The organism is Rhodanobacter sp. 7MK24 (assembly GCF_014842995.1).
Classification (GTDB): Bacteria; Pseudomonadota; Gammaproteobacteria; order Xanthomonadales; family Rhodanobacteraceae; genus Rhodanobacter_A.
This window is the reverse complement of the sequence record NZ_JACYXL010000003.1, coordinates 488,283-505,596: the sequence shown is the minus strand read 5'-3', so window position 1 is coordinate 505,596 and position 17,314 is coordinate 488,283. Positions and strand designations below refer to the sequence as shown.

Annotated in this window: 14 protein-coding genes; 12 read left to right on the top strand and 2 right to left on the bottom strand. The window is 64.3% G+C overall.

The genetic code is table 11. The features are described 5' to 3' along the window. Positions 1 to 3 precede the first annotated feature (3 nt). The 12 genes from IHE49_RS08800 (at position 4) to IHE49_RS08745 (ending at position 14,789) form a co-directional block, all read left to right on the top strand. Positions 4 to 1,314 carry an ABC transporter permease gene (locus IHE49_RS08800; RefSeq protein WP_192156917.1) on the top strand — a complete coding sequence of 437 codons (1,311 nt, stop codon included), beginning with the start codon at positions 4 to 6 and terminating at the stop codon, positions 1,312 to 1,314. Positions 1,315 to 1,456: 142 nt separating this feature from the next. Beyond that, positions 1,457 to 2,689: an FtsX-like permease family protein gene (locus IHE49_RS08795; RefSeq protein WP_192156915.1), complete on the top strand. Its 1,233-nt coding sequence runs from the start codon at positions 1,457 to 1,459 to the stop codon at positions 2,687 to 2,689. 52 nt (positions 2,690 to 2,741) lie between these two features. Further along, positions 2,742 to 4,055 carry an ABC transporter permease gene (locus IHE49_RS08790; RefSeq protein WP_192156913.1) on the top strand — a complete coding sequence of 438 codons (1,314 nt, stop codon included), beginning with the start codon at positions 2,742 to 2,744 and terminating at the stop codon, positions 4,053 to 4,055. A gap of 4 nt (positions 4,056 to 4,059) precedes the next feature. Further along, positions 4,060 to 5,286 carry an FtsX-like permease family protein gene (locus IHE49_RS08785; protein WP_225578287.1) on the top strand — a complete coding sequence of 409 codons (1,227 nt, stop codon included), beginning with the start codon at positions 4,060 to 4,062 and terminating at the stop codon, positions 5,284 to 5,286. Positions 5,287 to 5,396: 110 nt separating this feature from the next. After that, positions 5,397 to 6,707 carry an ABC transporter permease gene (locus IHE49_RS08780; RefSeq protein ID WP_192156911.1) on the top strand — a complete coding sequence of 437 codons (1,311 nt, stop codon included), beginning with the start codon at positions 5,397 to 5,399 and terminating at the stop codon, positions 6,705 to 6,707. Positions 6,708 to 6,719: 12 nt separating this feature from the next. Next, positions 6,720 to 7,955, top strand: a complete 1,236-nt coding sequence (locus IHE49_RS08775; RefSeq protein ID WP_192156909.1) for an FtsX-like permease family protein — start codon at positions 6,720 to 6,722, stop codon at positions 7,953 to 7,955. An 86-nt stretch (positions 7,956 to 8,041) separates the two neighbouring features. Then, on the top strand, positions 8,042 to 9,382 hold the full coding sequence (locus tag IHE49_RS08770; RefSeq protein ID WP_192156907.1) for a sigma-54 dependent transcriptional regulator: 1,341 nt from the start codon (positions 8,042 to 8,044) through the stop codon (positions 9,380 to 9,382). Between the two features lie 74 nt (positions 9,383 to 9,456). Next, positions 9,457 to 9,777: a hypothetical protein gene (locus IHE49_RS08765; protein ID WP_192156905.1), complete on the top strand. Its 321-nt coding sequence runs from the start codon at positions 9,457 to 9,459 to the stop codon at positions 9,775 to 9,777. Between the two features lie 10 nt (positions 9,778 to 9,787). Beyond that, the gene (locus IHE49_RS08760; protein ID WP_192156903.1) at positions 9,788 to 11,173 is read left to right on the top strand and encodes an ATP-binding protein; all 1,386 of its coding nucleotides are present in this window, start codon (positions 9,788 to 9,790) and stop codon (positions 11,171 to 11,173) included. A gap of 142 nt (positions 11,174 to 11,315) precedes the next feature. Next, positions 11,316 to 12,260, top strand: coding sequence for an SPFH domain-containing protein (locus IHE49_RS08755; RefSeq protein WP_192156901.1), 945 nt, complete (start codon positions 11,316 to 11,318; stop codon positions 12,258 to 12,260). 823 nt (positions 12,261 to 13,083) lie between these two features. Then, the gene (locus IHE49_RS08750; RefSeq protein WP_192156899.1) at positions 13,084 to 13,533 is read left to right on the top strand and encodes an NfeD family protein; all 450 of its coding nucleotides are present in this window, start codon (positions 13,084 to 13,086) and stop codon (positions 13,531 to 13,533) included. Further along, positions 13,530 to 14,789 (top strand): threonine/serine exporter family protein, encoded by a 1,260-nt coding sequence (locus tag IHE49_RS08745; RefSeq protein ID WP_192156897.1) that lies wholly within the window; start codon positions 13,530 to 13,532, stop codon positions 14,787 to 14,789. The genes IHE49_RS08750 and IHE49_RS08745 overlap by 4 nt, the downstream gene beginning before the upstream one ends. Before the next feature lie 170 nt (positions 14,790 to 14,959). Here the strand turns inward: IHE49_RS08745 and IHE49_RS08740 are convergent, their stop codons facing one another. Then, positions 14,960 to 15,283, bottom strand: coding sequence for an H-NS histone family protein (locus IHE49_RS08740; RefSeq protein WP_192157121.1), 324 nt, complete (start codon positions 15,281 to 15,283; stop codon positions 14,960 to 14,962). 227 nt (positions 15,284 to 15,510) lie between these two features. Next, positions 15,511 to 17,208, bottom strand: a complete 1,698-nt coding sequence (locus tag IHE49_RS08735; RefSeq protein WP_192156895.1) for a proline--tRNA ligase — start codon at positions 17,206 to 17,208, stop codon at positions 15,511 to 15,513. Positions 17,209 to 17,314 lie beyond the last annotated feature (106 nt).

Here is a 17,314-nt window from a genome sequence, read left to right as displayed (position 1 = left end):
CCAATGCTCGGTTACTACCTGAATCTCGCACTGCGCAGCCTGAAGCGCACGCCGATCCTCACCGGCCTGATGGTGCTGGCAACCGGGCTCGGCATCGGCGCGTCGATGACGATGCTGACCGTGCTGCACGTGATGACCGACGATCCGCTGCCGGGGCGTAGCGCGCAGCTGTACACGCCGCATCTCGATCCGCTGCCGCTTGAGTACAAACTAAGAGACGACAGTCCCAATCCCACCGACGATCTGACCTGGCCCGATGCGATGGCGCTGCTCAAAGCCCATCGCGGCGTGCGGCAGGCGGCGATGGCGGGCGGCTCGTTGCTGCTGTGGCCGGGTCGCAGCGATCTGCGTCCTTTCTATGTGAACGGGCGCTACGCCACAGCAGACTTCTTCGCGCTGTTCGGCGTGCCGTTCGAGCGCGGCGGCGGCTGGAGCGCGGCAGACGATGCGGCCGCAGCGCAAGTGGTGGTGCTGACCGAAACGCTGGCGCGCAAGTTGTTCGGTACGGGCAACGCGGTCGGCCAGACGGTGCGCTTGGGCGAGCACGACTTCCGTGTGATCGGCGTCGCCGCCCATTGGGTGCCGAAGCCTCTGTTCTATGCCGACCAGACCGGCACCCAATACAGCGACGCCGATCTGTTCTTTCTGCCGCTCTCGGCGGCGGTGAGCCAGAAGTTGCAGGTCAGCGGCAATCGGTCTGGCTGGGCCAAGGGCGACGAGACTGCGCTGACCAGCGCGAACATGAGCTGGCTGCAGTTCTGGGCGCAACTGGATACGCCGGCACAGATCGCGGCATATCGGCAGTACCTTGTCGACTACTCCGCGCAGCAAAAGGCGCTGGGTCGTTTCCAGCGGCCGCCGACCAACGCGAAGCTGTACAGCCTGATGGGCTGGCTGGCGCACGAGAATCTGGTGCCCAACGACGTGCGTTTGCAGCTGTGGCTGGCGCTGGGTTTCCTGTTCGTGTGCATGGTCAACATCGTGGCGCTGCTGTTGGCGAAGTTCCTGCGCCGCAGCGGCGAGATCAGCGTGCGCCGTGCACTGGGCGCCCGGCGGCGCGACATCTTCGTGCAGCTGGGCATTGAGTCGGCGCTGATCGGCGTGGCCGGTGGCGCGCTGGGCGTGGCCATTGCGCAGCTGGGCTTGTGGAGCATCCGCCAGCGCCCGGACGACTACGCCAGACTGGCGCAGATGGACGCATCGATGCTGCTGGGCACGCTCATGTTCGCCGTCGTCGCCAGCGTATTGGCCGGCCTGCTGCCGGCGTGGCGTGCCTGCCGCGTGCCGCCGGCGCTGCAACTGAAAGCGATGTGATGGCGCGAAGCATCGCCATTTCTCATGTTCGTCCTCCCGGCGCAAGCCGGGGTCCAGTGGCGACCACGCCTGTACAGACCACACGGCCGCTGGATTCCGGCTTGCGCCGGAATGACGGTACGAATGCATCACGGGGCTGACCATGCAAATCCGACCCATCCTTTCCACCCTGCGCCACCACAAGCTCACCGCCACCTTGCTGACCCTGCAGGTGGCCTTCACCTGCGCCATCGTCTGCAACGTGGCCTTCATGGTGGCCAAGCGCGTGCAACGCATCAGCGTGCCAACCGGTATCGCTGAGAACGAACTGTCGGTGATCCACAGCGTCGGCATCGGAAAAGGCGAAAACATGCAGGCGCGGCAAACGACTGATCTGGCGGCCTTGCGCGCGATTCCCGGGGTGCGTTCCGCCGCGGCGGTCAGTTATTCGTTGCCGCTGAACCAGAACGAGTCGTCCAGTGGCATCTGCCCCAGCAAGCAGGCGCTGGATCGGGCGATACAGCTCAATTCGATCGATGGCAGCGGCTGCGTGCAACCTGCCTTGTACGACGGTACGCCGGGATTGATCGTCACGTTGGGCCTGCATCTCGTTGCAGGGCGCGATTTCCTGCCAGGCGAATACGTGAGCAAGGGCAAGCCCGCGGTTGCGATCGTCACGCGTGCGTTGGCGGAGAAGCTGTATCCGGGGCGGCCGGCGCTGGGGCAGAACATGTACGACGGCGACAATTTCATCCGCATCGTCGGCATCGTGGATACCCTGCTGCGGCCTGCCTTGCGCAAGCCGGGCGTCGACGCCGACAGCATGATCTGGCCGCAACGGCCCGACGACACCGGCGTCACCTACGTGTTGCGCAGCGCGCCGCAGGATCGCCAGCGCGTGCTCACGGCCGCCGAAGCCGCGTTGCTCCAGGCCAACCCCAACCGCATCGTCGATCCCCAGCAGATGCAGACCTACACGCAGATCCGCCGCGGCTACTTCCAGCGCGACACCACCATGATCGGCCTGCTGATCGCTTCCGCGCTAGGCCTGCTGTTCGTTACCGCGCTGGGCATCGCCGGGCTGGCGAATTTCTGGGTGCAGCAGCGCACGCGCAGCATCGGCATCCGTCGTGCCATCGGTGCAACGCGCGGCGACATCCTGCACTACTTCCAGGCCGAGAATTTCCTGATCGTTACCGCCGGCGTGGCGATCGGCGCACTGCTGGCCATCGGTCTGAACCTGCTGCTGATGACGCAGTACGAACTGCCACGCCTGCCATTGTGGTACCTGCCGGTCGGCGCGCTGGCACTGTGGGCGCTGGGCCAGCTTTCGGTGCTGTCGCCTGCGCGGCGTGCGGCGGCGGTGCAACCGGTGGTGGCGACGAGAAGCGTGTGATTTTTCTCCTCTCCCGCGGTGGGAGAGGACGGTGCGATTGAGGGAGACAGGAATGCTCGGCTACTACCTCGACCTGGCATGGCGCAGCCTCAAGCGCAACAGGGTGCTGACCGCGTTGATGGTGCTGGCCATCGCACTGGGTATCGGCGCGAGCATGACGATGATCACCGTGCTGCACGTGATGACGGCCGATCCGATACCGGGGCGAAGCGGACAACTGTTCTATCCGCAGGTCGATCCGCGTCCCATGGACAGCGACAACACGACACCCGATCCGCCGGATCAACTGACATGGATCGATGCGATGAACCTGCTGCATGCCAGTGAGGGTGTGCACAAGGTTGCGATGAGCGGGGGGCGCGTGACGGTGATTCCGCCACAAGGCGCTTCGCACGCCTTTTTCGTTCCACTGCGATCCACCACAGCAGATTTTTTTCCGATGTTCGATGTGCCTTTCGTTGACGGCAGTGGCTGGACGGCACGCGACGACGAGCAGCGTTCCCGCGTAGCGGTGATAGCGCGTGATCTGGCCGACAAGCTCTACGGTACGCCACATGCCGTCGGCCGGATGTTGCAGCTTGGCAAGTACGCCTTCCGCGTCGTTGGCGTGATCGACCAATGGAACCCATCGCCGCATTTCTACGATCTGGGCATGGGCAACTACACCAACCAACCGGAACAGGTGTATCTGCCCTTGCATGCCGGGCTGGATTTGAAACTCAGTACCTACAACAGCATCACTTGCTGGGGTGGCGGATATTTTCCTGACGACAACGACATGCGCAAGGCGACTGCTTGCGGCTGGATGACTCTCTGGGTGGAGCTGGACACGCCAGCGCAGGTCGCCGCCTACCGCGAGTTCCTCGTCAATTATTCGGAACAGCAAAAAGCACTCGGCCGCTTTGCGCGGTCGCCGAACACACGCCTGCGTGATGTGATGGCATGGCTGGACTACAACCATGTGTTGCCCGGCAGCGTGCAATTGCAAACGCTGCTGGCGCTGGGCTTCCTGCTGGTATGCCTGGTCAACACGGTGGCCATGCTGCTGGTCAAGTTCCTGCGCCGCGGTGGTGAGCTTTCCGTGCGTCGCGCGATGGGGGCGTCGAAGCGCGCGGTGTTCGCGCAATTGCTGGTGGAGGCATCACTGGTGGGAGCGGCAGGTGGTGTCGCCGGGCTGCTTCTTGCAGCCCTCGGCTTGTGGATCGTGCGTCAGCAGCCGGTGGAATACGCCGCGTTGGCGCACATGGATGGGGCGATGCTCGGCGCCACCATTGCACTTGCGGTGTGTGCCACCTTGCTGGCGGCCTTGTTTCCGGCGTGGCGCGCCTGCCGCATCGTACCGGCCCGTTTGCTCAAGACGCAGTGAGGCCATGACCATGCATCCGATCATTTCCGCACTGAAGCACCACAAGACCACCGTTGTTCTAGTAGCGCTGGAAATCGCGCTGACTTGCGCCATCGTCACCAACGCATTGTTTCTGATAGGAGATCGCGTGGCGGCCATACGCGCTCCTACCGGTGTATCCGACAACGAACTGGTGTGGGCCCAAACCAGTGGTCTCGATCTGGGACAGGGAGGCAAGGCAGGAGACGATACGGCTGCGGATATGGCCGCGTTGCAAGGCATGCCCGGTGTCGAATCGGTGGTGACGACCAGCGGGTTGCCGTTGTCCGGCGACATGTTCAGTAGATCCGTGTATCGCCGATCTGGCGACAAGGGAAGCAGTTTGGACAACGTCGTCGAGTACATGGGATCGCCCGGCATGCTCCGCACCCTTGGCATCAAGGTGTCAGAAGGACGCGACTTCCTGCCGAAGGAACACGTTGACTATGATCCGTTCAAGAAAGGTCAGCTGCCGCCGACGGTAGCCATCATCACGCGTACGTTGGCCGAAGAACTGTGGCCGGGCCAGGATCCACTGGGGAAGACCTTCTGGCAAGACAGCAACGGTAAGGATGCCCTCCAAGTGGTAGGCGTGGTGGACCACTTGCTCAATCCGCAAATCAACAATGCGCAAGGCATCGACCGCAGCTTCATCCTGCCTGTGGCCATGGTACGGGGCGGTCTTTACGTATTGCGTGTAAAGCCGGGTGCGCGCGGTGCGGTAAAGCGCGATTTGCCCGAGGTGCTCACCCGCATCGATCCACTGCGCATGGTCACCGAAGATCACATCTATTCCGATACCGTCTCGGACTTCTACCACGGCGACCGCGCCATGATCTGGGTGCTGGTGGTGGTCACGAGCTGCCTGCTGGCACTGACCGCGCTTGGCGTGGTGGGTCTGTCCAGTTTCTGGGTTCAGCAGCGCACCCGGCAGATCGGCATCCGCCGCGCCATCGGTGCCACGCGGCGCGACATCCTGCGCTACTTCCAGTTCGAGAACCTGTTGATCGTCACCGCCGGCATCGTGATCGGCTCGCTCGGTGCGGTCGGATTGAACCTGTGGCTGATGCAGCGCTACGAGTTGGCGCACATGCCGCTGGCGTGGCTGGCTACGGGCGCCGTCGTGCTGTGGCTGCTAGGCCAGCTCGCCGTGCTCGGGCCCGCATTGCGCGCTGCGCGCGTGCCACCGGTGGTGGCGACGCGGTCGGTATGAAGGTCGGCTAGAAGGAGCGTGCCAATGCGCGAGTGCACTGGCGCTAGATCGAAGCTATGAGCCATCGACCGCACGGTGCATTCCCGTGGGAAAGCGAAAGGGAGCGACATATGTTTGGCTATTACCTCGACCTGGCCTGGCGCAGCCTCAAGCGCACGCCGATCCTCACCGGCCTGATGGTTCTGGCGATCGGATTGGGTATCGGAGCGTCGATGACCATGCTCACGGTGCTGCATGTGATGACCGACGATCCGATGCCTGGGCGCAGCGCACAGCTGTATGTGCCGCATCTCAATCCGTTGCCGCTCAAGGGCAACTTTTTCGCCAATGGTTATGATCCCTCCGACCACCTCACCTGGCCGGATGCGATGGCCTTGCTCAAGGCGCATCGTGCCCGGCGGCAGGCGGCGCTGGCGGCGGGTTATTTGCTGGTGCGTCCAGCGGCTGCGGATTTGCGGACGTTCTACGTGAGCGGCCGCTACACCACGGTGGATTTCTTCGCCATGTTCGGCGTGCCTTTCGAGCATGGCAGTAGTTGGAACGAGGCTGAGGATTCGGCCAACGCGCATGTGGTGGTGCTGGCCGATTCGCTTGCGCGCAAGCTGTTCGGCGACACCGATGCCATCGGCAAGATGGTCAGGCTGGGTGAAAACGATTTTCGCGTGGTTGGCATAACTACCGACTGGCATCCGTCGCCCTTGTTCTATGCCGACGAGAGGGCCAAGAGGTACGCCGACCGCGACCTGTTCTTCCTGCCGTTGTCCACGGCAGTGGATTTGAATTTGAACACCGACGGTAGCGTGGACAGTTGGGGAAAAATGCCCAATGGCGATATGCGCAGCGCAACCACTGCATGGTTGCAGTTCTGGGTGCAACTCGATGGACCCACGCAGGCGGCTGCGTACAAGCGGTTCCTGATCGACTACTCCGCAGAGCAGAAATCGCTGGGCCGATTTCAGCGCCCGGCGACCGATGCCACGTTGTACAGCCTGATGGGCTGGCTGGCGCACGAAAACCTCGTGCCCGGCGACGTGCGCCTGCAAATGTGGCTGGCGCTGGGCTTCCTGCTCGTGTGCATGGTGAATGTCTTGGCCTTGCTGCTGGCGAAGTTCTTGCGCCGCAGCGGCGAGATCAGCGTACGCCGCGCCCTGGGTGCGCGGCGGCGTGACATCTTCGTGCAGTTCGGCATCGAGTCGGCAGTCATTGGCGTGGCCGGCGGCGTGCTTGGTGTGCTGATCTCGGAACTCGGGCTGTGGAGCGTGCGGCACAGACCCGACGACTACGCCCACATCGCGCGCATGGACGCGTCGATGCTGTTGACGACGCTGGCGTTGGCGGTTTTCGCCAGCACGATGGCTGGCTTGCTTCCCGCGTGGCGGGCCTGCCGCGTGGTGCCCGCGCTGCAACTCAAGACACTTTGAGGGGAGATCGCCATGCAGCTTCGACCGATTCTTTCTACCCTGCGCCACCACAAACTCACGGCCATGCTGCTGACGCTGCAGGTGGCGCTTACCTGCGCCATCGTCTGCAACGTGGCTTTCATGATCGCCAACCGCATCGCGGATGTTTTGATGCCTACGGGGATTGCTGAAAGCGGGCTGTCCACGATCCAGAGCATCGGCACCGACACCAAGCAGAACGCGCAGGCATTGCATGAAACCGATCTCGCGGCATTGCGTGCGATTCCAGGCGTGGAATCCGCCGTGGCGGTGAGCAGTGCGTTGCCGTTGAACCGTAACGACTCGTTTGGCCCCGCGTGCCCCAGTCGGCAGGTGTTCGACCAGGCGATGCGCACGTCATCGTTGTTCAAGGGGGGCGATTGCCCGTTGTCCAGTTTTTACGATGGCACACCCGGCCTGCTCCGCACGCTGGGGCTGCAACTGGTGGAGGGGCGCGATTTCCTTCCGGGGGAATACACGGCGAAAAACAATCCGTCCGTCGCGATCATCAGTCGCGAGCTGGCCGACAAGCTTTATCCGGGGCAGGATGCACTCGGTAAGGTGATGATTCTGGGCGGCAATGCCTTGCAGGTGGTTGGTGTTGTCGCTACGTTGGCGCGTCCGGAGTTGCATGGCATGGGGGATGGCTACCTGAGCGTTATCACGCCGCAGTTGCCGGACAGCACCAGCGAAGTCTATGTGCTGCGTGGGGCGCCGGGTGATCGCGAGCGCATCCTGAAGGCAGCGGAGGCAGCGCTGTTCAAGGTCGATCCCACACGCGTCATCGACCAGGATCAGGTGCAGACGTATTCGCAGATCCGCGACGCTTATTTCCAGCGCGACACCACCATGGTCGGCCTGCTCGTTGCTTCGGCGCTGTGCCTCTTGTTCGTTACTGCACTGGGTATCACTGGGCTGGCGAATTTCTGGGTACAGCAACGTACGCGCAGCATCGGTATCCGCCGCGCTATTGGTGCCACGCGCGGCGACATCCGGCGCTATTTTCAGGCTGAGAATTTACTGATCGTCACGATGGGCATCGTGCTTGGCGCGGTGCTGGCTGTGCTGCTCAATCTGTTGCTGATGATGCGCTACGAATTGCCGCGCTTGCCGCTCTGGTATCTGCCCCTGGGAGGCTTGGTATTGTGGGTACTGGGGCAGCTTTCGGTGCTTTCGCCCGCGCTACGCGCTGCGCGCGTACCGCCCGTGGTAGCCACGCGCAGCGTGTGATGCAGAATTTTTCGTGCATCTAGGTCGATGGTCATGGCAACCTTTTCCCTTGGAGCCGCATCCATGCGGACATGTGCAGGAACAAGATGCGTACCGTACTGATCGTCGATGACAACCCCGCCGTGGGCGAGGCGCTGTCGCTGCTGCTGTCGCTGCATGACATCCGCCCGCTGGTGGCGCTGAACCAGGCCGATGGCCTGGCTGCGCTGGAGCGCGAGCGGGTGGATGTGGTGATCCAGGACATGAACTTCACCGCCGACACCACCTCGGGCGAGGAGGGCGTGGAGCTGTTCCGCGCGATCCGCGAGCGGCACCCCGACCTGCCGGTGATCCTGCTCACCGCTTGGACGCACCTGGAAACCGCGGTGGAGCTGGTGAAGGCCGGCGCCGCCGACTACCTTGCCAAGCCGTGGGACGACAACAAGCTGCTGGCGACGGTGGAGAACCTGCTGGAGCTTTCCGAATCCACGCGCGAGGCAAGCCGCGTGCGGCGCGAGCGCCGCCGCCGCCGCGAGGTGTTGCAGAACACCTACGAGCTGGACGGCCTGGTGTTCGCTTCCGAGGCGATGGCGCGCACGCTGGACCTGGCCTGCCAGGTGGCGCGCGCCGAAGTGCCAATCCTCATCACCGGGCCGAACGGCGCGGGCAAGGAGCGCATTGCCGCCATCGTGCACGCGAACTCGCTGGTGAAGAAGGGGCCGTTCGTGGCGGTGAACTGCGGCGCGTTGCCGGGCGAGCTGATCGAGGCGGAGCTGTTCGGTGCCGACGCAGGTGCCTATACCGGCGCGAACAAGGCGCGCGAAGGCCGCTTCGAGCTGGCCGACGGCGGCACGCTGTTCCTCGACGAGATCGGCAACCTGCCGTTGCCGGGCCAGATGAAGCTGCTGCGGGTGCTGGAAACCGGGCAGTTCGAACGGCTGGGTTCCGGGCGTACGCGGCAGGCGAAGGTGCGCGTGCTTTCCGCCACGAATGCCGACCTCAAGGGGATGATACGCGCAGGCACCTTCCGTGAGGATCTCTATTACCGCCTCAACGTGATCGAAGTGAACCTGCCGCCGCTGTCCGAGCGCACGGACGACGTGCTGCCGCTGGCCGAACATTTCCTCGCCGGTCGCGCCGTGCTGGGTGACGCCGCGCGCGAGGCATTGCTGGCCTACCCATGGCCGGGCAACGTGCGCGAGCTGAAGAACGCCATCGAACGCGCGGCGCTGTTGGCCGGCGGCAAGCCGATCACGCCTGAGCTTCTCAACCTGCCGCAGGTCGCGCCGGCCGTCGCGCGCAACCTCGACGAACCCAGCCGCGAGGCAGTGGAGGGTGCGCTGCATCTGGCCGATGGCGTGGTGAGCCGCGCGGCGCAGTCGCTGGGTCTGTCGCGCCAGGCGTTGTATCGGCGCATGGAGCGTTATGGACTGACGGCACCGGCGTGACCTATGTCGCTTGCGGGCAGGGTGGCGGCATGGAAAGCTGCCGTGACGTTCGCGCTGCTCCACCGGGGGATCCCATGCGTATCCGAAGCCTTGCACTCCTGTCGCTCTGCCTGCCGTCCCTCGCGGCCACGGCGCAGACGGCATCCGACCAGTGGACCACGCCCGCGCCAGCCGCCAGCATCGCCACCGCACACGACTTCCGTTCGCAGGGCGACGATGCCGCGGCCAAGCCTTCGCCGTTCAAGTTCAAGGCCGAACGCAAGACATGGGAGGAGGAGCCTCCGCCGCCGCGCGCCAACGACCAGAACGCGGTGATGGGTACTGAACGCCCCTGGCAGAACGGGCAGCCGCCGGTGAGCTGCGCGCAGACGCCGCACGATCCCGCGTGCCATTGAGCAGGCTCCTATGTGGCGTCACCTGAATTCGTTGCAGTTCCGCCTGACCATGCTCCTCGCGGTGGCCGCGGTGGCGGGTGCATTGGTGTATGTGGGCCTTACCCAGTGGCCGCTGCCGCAGCTGATCGGGTGGCTGCACAAGGATCTGGCGGTGTCCTTGCGGACGCCAGCGCAGATGGGCATGTATGGCGGCCTCGTGGTCAGCGTACTGGTGCTGTTGCCGCTGGCATGGGGGTTGGCCTATCAGGTGATGGCGCCGGTGAGTCGGCTGCTGCGCGCGCTGGAAGGCGCGGTGGCGAGCTACCGGGACGGCGATTTCAGCTTCTCCATCGCAGCACGCCGCAGCGACGAACTGGGCGAGCTGATCCGCATGCACAACGCGCTGGGCCAGACCCTGCGCGACCAGCGCCAGCATCTGGTGCAGCGCGAGCTGTTGCTGGAGACGGTGGTGCAGAACACGCCGGTGGCGCTGGTGCTCACCGACATCAGCGGCCGCGTGGTGTACTCCAACATCGCTTCGCGCCATCTGTTCAACGATGGCAAGAGCCTCAACGGCTTGAACTTCGCCGACACGTTGACAGCTGCCCCGGAAGCCCTGTCCCGTGCGGTGGAAAGCGGCGAGGACGCGCTGCTCAGCGTGGAACTGGATGGTGCCGAGGAAACCTTCCACCTGTCGCAGCGGGCGTTCCGCCTGCAGGGTCGGCCGCATCGCCTGCACTTGTTCCGGCGCATGACGCGCGAGTTGTCGCGGCAGGAAGTGGCGACCTGGAAGCGGGTGATCCGCGTCATCAGTCATGAGCTCAACAACTCGCTGGCGCCGATTTCTTCGCTGGCGCATTCCGGCGCAGAACTGGCCCGTCGCGGCGACCTGGAACGCCTGCCCGGCGTGTTCGCCACCATCGGCGAACGCGCGCGGCATCTGCACGGCTTCATCGCCGGCTACGCCAGCTTCGCCAAACTGCCGGCGCCGCAGCCGCAGGCGGTGGAGTGGGAGCCGTTCCTTGCCTCGCTGGCCTTGCATTGCCGCTACCAGCTCGCTTCGCCCGTGCCTGCGCACCCCAGCCATTTCGACCCGGTGCAGATCGAGCAGGTGCTGATCAACCTGATCAAGAACGCGCACGAATCCGGCAGCGCCGAGGACGGGGTAAGCCTCGCCATCCTCGACGCCGGCAGCGAGTTGCGCATCGAAGTGGCCGATCGTGGCCCTGGCATGAGCGAAACCGTGCTGGCGCAGGCGTTGCTGCCGTTCTATTCCACCAAGCGCTCCGGCACCGGCCTGGGCCTTGCCCTGGCACGCGAGATCGCCGAGGCGCATGGCGGACGCGTACTGCTTGCCAATCGCGAGGGCGGCGGCCTGCGCGTGAGCCTGCGGCTGCCGCAATACGGTTCGCGCTAGGCACAAACCCGTAGAAGCGCACCCTGTGTGCGACGGCTCTTGGCTTCGGCCAGACACCGGAACATTCGCGCACAGGGTGCGCTCCTACGGCGGTCATCGCGCTCGCCTATACTGCCTTCCTCACCGGAAAGAGGGGCAAGTCATGGGATCGGTTCTTGCATTGGTCATCGTGGTGCTGGTGGTCGTCACCTTGCTCAAGATGGTGCGCATCGTGCCGCAGGGCTACGAATGGACGGTGGAGACTTTCGGCAAGTACACGCGCACGCTCACGCCGGGCCTGCACCTGCTGATTCCGGTCTACCAGGGCGTGGGCCGCAAGATGAACATGATGGAGCAGGTGCTGGACGTGCCCAGCCAGGACGTCATCACCAAGGACAACGCCGTGGTGCGCGTGGACGGCGTGGTGTTCTACCAGGTGCTGGACGCGGCCAAGGCCGCCTACGAGGTGGCCCAGCTGGAACAGGCCACGCTGGCGCTGATCATGACCAACATCCGTACCGTGCTGGGCTCGCTCGACCTCGACGAGAGCCTGAGCCAGCGCGACGCGATCAACGCCAAGCTGCTGCGCGTGGTGGACGAGGCCACCCATCCGTGGGGCGTCAAGGTCAACCGCATCGAGATCAAGGACATCGCGCCGCCGCGTGACCTCGTCGACGCGATGGCGCGGCAGATGAAGGCCGAGCGCGAGAAGCGCGCCAACATCCTCGATGCCGAGGGTTTCCGCCAGGCGGCGATCCTCAAGGCCGAGGGCGAGAAGCAGTCGGTGATCCTCGCCGCCGAAGGCGAGAAGGAAGCCGCGTTCCGCGCCGCCGAGGCGCGCGAGCGTTCGGCCGAAGCCGAGGCCAAGGCCACCACCATGGTGTCCACCGCGATCGCCAACGGCAACGTCAACGCGCTCAATTACTTCGTCGCCAACAACTACGTCGAGGCGCTGAAGGCGATGGCGGCCTCGCCCAACCAGAAGATGCTGTTGCTGCCGATCGAAGCCACCGGTGTGATCGGTGCGATGGCCGGCATCGCGGAGCTGGCCAAGGAGTCGCTGGGGCAGCAGCAGGCTGCCGCGAAGGCGATGCCGCCGGCACGGTGACGCGCAGGCCTCCCTCCCGCGGTGGGAGCTTTGTTTTCTTGTGGTTGGCAAGCGACGAAGTGATTTCGTGTGCCTGCCGGCGCCCGAACTACGTCTTTTTTGCGTGCCCAAAGAAAAGTGGCCAAGGGGTAAGGGCACTCCACGGAGGTGCTCTTCGGACGTCCTGCTCGGTCGAAAAGGTGTTGCCATCCCTCCTTGGCGACTCCCGTTGCGCAGCCTGATCCATGCGGCTCCGTCGCATAGTGGCTTCCAGGGAGCAGCGCGCTGATGCAATGGCCAGACGAGGGCTAAGCCGAAGCAGAGCGGAGCGAGGCGTTCGGGGCTCTGCTCGTCATCCCGGCGCAGGCCGGGATCCCGTGGCGACCAAGCTTGTCCATGCCGTCGCGCCAGTGGACGACCAGCTTCGTTGTTGTAAAGCTCCTCCGGCCTACGCCGGAATGACGAGCGCGTGGATCCTCGCTATCTGGGTATCGCGCGGTGTGGCCGTCCTGTCTATCGCGCAGGCGAGAGTGGCCTCCAAGTCCTCGACACGGCTTGCTCGTAGTTTCGGCGGATTGCGGATTCGGCCGGTTCATGCATACCAGCAAAGAGAGATGACCCGGGGCCGGTCGGTGACCGACACCGCTTTGCTCCTTGCTCCAGGCATCGAAAGCCGCATCGCCGCACCCACGGAAAGCAACGCCAACCACATATCCGAGAAAAGCCCGGTCAATGCGAGAAACGCCTGATCAACCTGCCCAATCTGGCCTATGATCGTTCGCCATCAGGACAAGCGAGCCCACTCCCCTAAGCAGGAGTGGAAACCAATCTTCTGGATACCTCCATGCTCGGACAGATCGCAACGCATTACCTGTGGTGGATCCTCGCCCTGGCGTTGATCGCCGGCGAGGTGATGATGCCCGGCTATTTCCTGCTGTGGATCGGCATCGCGGCGGCGGCGATGGGCGTGCTGCTCTGGCTGTTCCCTGGGTTGGGCCTGCTCGCACAAGCGGTACTGTTCGCCCTGCTGGCGCTGGCCGCATGCGTTGCCTATGCGCGCTGGTTGCGGCCGCGGATCGAGCGTGGCGCCCCTGGTGGCGAACGGCTCAACCGCCGTGGCGAGCAGATGATCGGCCAGCGCTACGATTTGATCGAACCCATCGTCAACGGTCGCGGCAAGGTGCGTGTAGGTGACGGCCAATGGCTGGTGAGCGGGCCGGACTTGCCCTTGGGCAGCACGGTGGAAGTGGTGGCGGTGGACGGCACCACGCTCAAGGTGCGCGCCGCCGCATGAGCGCCAGCTTCGCGGCCGCCACTGCGAATACGCGCATCGCTTTCCTGCTGGAACTGGCACGGCGACTGCATCAGTACGGCACCTCGGCACCCCGTCTGGAGATGTCGATCGACCTATGTGCGCGGCGGCTGGGCCTGCAAGCCGATGTGTGGTCCAGTCCCACCGCCATCATCATCTCCTTCGCGGATCTGGCACTGGGCGACGAGGGCGTGGCGCAGACCACGCAGGTGATGCGGCTTGCGCCCGGCGACGTGAACCTCGCACGCCTGTGCGACGTGGACGCCATCGCCGACCGTGTTATCGCGGGCGAACTGGATCTGCGCGAAGGCTTCCGCCTGCTGCGCACCCTCGGCGCGCCGGATACGCGCAAGGCGAAGGCCTATGTGGTCGCCAGCTACGGTTTGTCCGCGGCCAGCATCGCGGCGCTGTTCCTGCAGAGTTCCTGGGCCGACCTCGCGGTGGCCGCGGTGGTCGGCATGCTGATCGGTGCGATCACGTTGCTCTCCGCCACCCGCCCGCGCGTGGCCGCCGCCAGCGATGCGATCAGCGCCATCGTGGCGACCTCGGTGGCGATCCTGGTCAGCGCCTTCGTGGTGCCGCTGGCGATCAAGTCGGTGGTACTGGCGGCGCTGATCGTGCTGGTGCCTGGCATGTCGCTCACCACGGCGGTGCGCGAGGTTTCCAGCGGGCATCTGGTGTCCGGCATGGCGCGCATGGGAGGCGCCACCGCGACCTTGCTCAAGCTGGTGTTTGGCACGGTGGCGGCCACCGAGGTTTGCGCCGCGTTTGGCATCGAGCCGAACAATGCCGTTTTGCCGCCGTTGCCGGCTTGGACAGACTGGCCCGCCCTGCTGGTGGCCGCCGTGGCGTTTGCGATGCTGTTCCGTGCGGCCAGGCGCGACTGGCCGGCAGTGATCGTGGCGGTGATCGTCGGCTACCTGGCCACGCGTTGGGGCGGTGCCTTTTCCGGTCGCTTGCCCAGTGCGCCGTTCGGCGTATTCGTCGGCGGTCTGGTGGTCAGTGCGCTGGCCAATCTTTATGCGCGGACGCGGCACCGGCCGGGTGCGGTGATCCGCGAGCCGGGCATCCTGTTGCTGGTACCGGGTAGCGTGGGGTTTCGCAGCATGTCCTTCCTGCTCGAACGCGACACCACGCTGGGCATGGATACGGCCCTGCTGCTGGTTACCCTATTGGTATCGCTGGTGGCGGGTTTGCTGTTCGGCGAATTGCTGGTTTCGCCGCGTCGTTCTCTTTGAAGGGAGCGACGGTCCTGATCGGGGCCTGGGTTTTGCATCCGGCCTGTGGCGAACCCATCCGGTGCATTCCACCTGTTTCGCGCCAGGATAATCCGGGAAGAATCCGCTTGCGCCAGTAATAAAAACGCCGGCTCGGAAGCCGGCGTCTTCATGTCATGCAGAGAGGCGAATCAGACCAGCAGGTCCTTTTCCTTCTTGCCGGCCTTCAATGCATCGTTGAACCAGCGCGGACGCTTGCCGCGGCCGGACCAGGTCTGCTCGGCATTCGCCGGATTGCGATACTTCGGGGGCACTACGCCGCCGCTGCGGCGCTTGCCGCGCACGCCGCCGAAAATGTCGTCGAAGCTGTAGCCCTCGGCCTTGATCAGGGCATGGACCTTTTCACGCAGCTTGGAGACCTTTTCTTTCTTCAATTCATGCTGGCGCGACTGTGCCTTGGTGATGAGGTCATTGAGCTGGTTATGGTTGAGGTTCTTGATATCGATGGCGGCCATCGGAGACTCCAGTGACAGGATGGATTTGTGGCGACCCGGAAGCATGCGGACGAATGGCATTGCCGGCGCGGCGTTATTCTTACCTGAATAAACGACATTTTGCAAAGAAAATGGTTCCGGATTGGCCATTGCATGCATTTTGGCAATTATCCGGATAATCCCCGACATGGCCATGAAAGCAAACGGCCGCACAAGGCGGCCGTTTGTCGTTGCATTTGAAACCGATTTCAGCCGAGCATTTCAATCAACTCGTCGCGCGTCACGGCACGGCTTTCCGCTTCATGACGCGCACGGTATTCCAGCGTGCCGGCGGCGAGGCCGCGTTCGCTGACCACCACGCGATGGGGAATGCCGACCAGTTCCATGTCCGCAAACATCGCGCCGGGGCGCAGACCGCGATCGTCCAGCACGACTTCGATACCGCGCGCGGCGAGTTCCTGGTACAGCGATTCACCGGCAGCGGCGATATCCGGATTGCCCTTGGGATTGATCACGCATACGGCCACGCGCCACGGTGCCATCGCTTCCGGCCAGACGATGCCGGCATCGTCATGACGCTGTTCGATAGCCGCCGCCACGATGCGGCTGATGCCGATGCCGTAGCAGCCCATCATCATCACCTGGGACTTGCCCTGGTCGTCCAGCACGGTGGCGCCCAGTGCTTCGGCGTATTTGCTGCCAAGCTGGAACACATGGCCCACCTCGATGCCGCGGGCCAGGTGCAGCGTGCCCTTGCCGTCGGGCGAGGGATCGCCCTCGACCACCTGGCGCACGTCCTCGATGCGGGTGATGTGTGCGTCGCGCTCCCAATTGGCGCCGACGTGGTGCGTGCCGTCGGCGTTGCCGCCGCAGACGAAATCGGACAGCACGGCTGCGCTGCGATCCACGATCACCGGAATGGTGGCTGGCAAACCTGCCGGTCCGATGAAGCCGGGGCGCGTACCGGTGGCGGCGAGGATTTCCGCTTCGCTGGCCAGAACGACCTCATCGGGCAATTCGGCCAACTTGCCGGCCTTCACTTCGTTGAGTTCGTGGTCGCCGCGCAGGCACAGCGCCACCAGGCCGTCGCGGCCTTTCACCAGCAGGGTTTTCACGCATTGCATCGGCGATACGCCGAGAAATGCGCTCACTTCGGCAATCGTCTTCTGGGTGGGTGTATCGACGCGCTTCAATTCGGCGGCGGGAGCGGGGCGTGTGGTGGTGGGCGCCAATGCCTCGGCCTTTTCCACATTCGCCGCGTAATCGGAGCCATCGGAAAACACGATGGCGTCTTCGCCGGAAGCGGCCAGCACCTGGAATTCGTGACTGGCATTGCCGCCGATCGCGCCGGTGTCGGCCTGTACCGCGCGGAATTGCAAACCCAGCCGGCTGAAAATGCGCGAATAAGCGTCGTACATCGCCTGATAGGTTTCGGCCAGCGACTCCTGGCCGAGATGGAAGGAATAGGCGTCCTTCATCAGGAATTCGCGTGCACGCATCACGCCGAAACGGGGGCGGATCTCGTCACGGAACTTGGTCTGGATCTGATAGAAATTGACCGGCAGTTGCTTATAGCTGTTCAGCTCGTTGCGCGCGTAATCGGTGACGACTTCCTCGGCGGTGGGCGCGTAACAGAATTCCTGCTCCTTGCGGTCCTTGATCTTCAGCAGCTGCGGTCCGAATTTCGCCCAGCGGGCGGTTTCCTCCCACAGCTCCTTGGGCTGGATCGTGGGCATCAGCATTTCGATGGCGCCGGCGCGGTTCATTTCCTCGCGCACGACGTTTTCCACCTTGCGCAGCACGCGCAGGCCAAGCGGGGACCAGGTGTAGAGACCGGAGGCGAGTTTGCGGATCATGCCGGCGCGCAGCATCAGCCGGTGGCTGGCGATCTCGGCGTCGGCGGGTACTTCCTTGACGGTGGCCAGATGGAATTGGCTGAGGCGCATGCAGGCGGTTTCCGGCGTTGAAAGAGCCGGATTATAGCGGCGCGCGCAACCGCACCCGCGGGCCGCACTCGACGGCTCCGCGGATAGGCATGGCAGGGGAGATTCC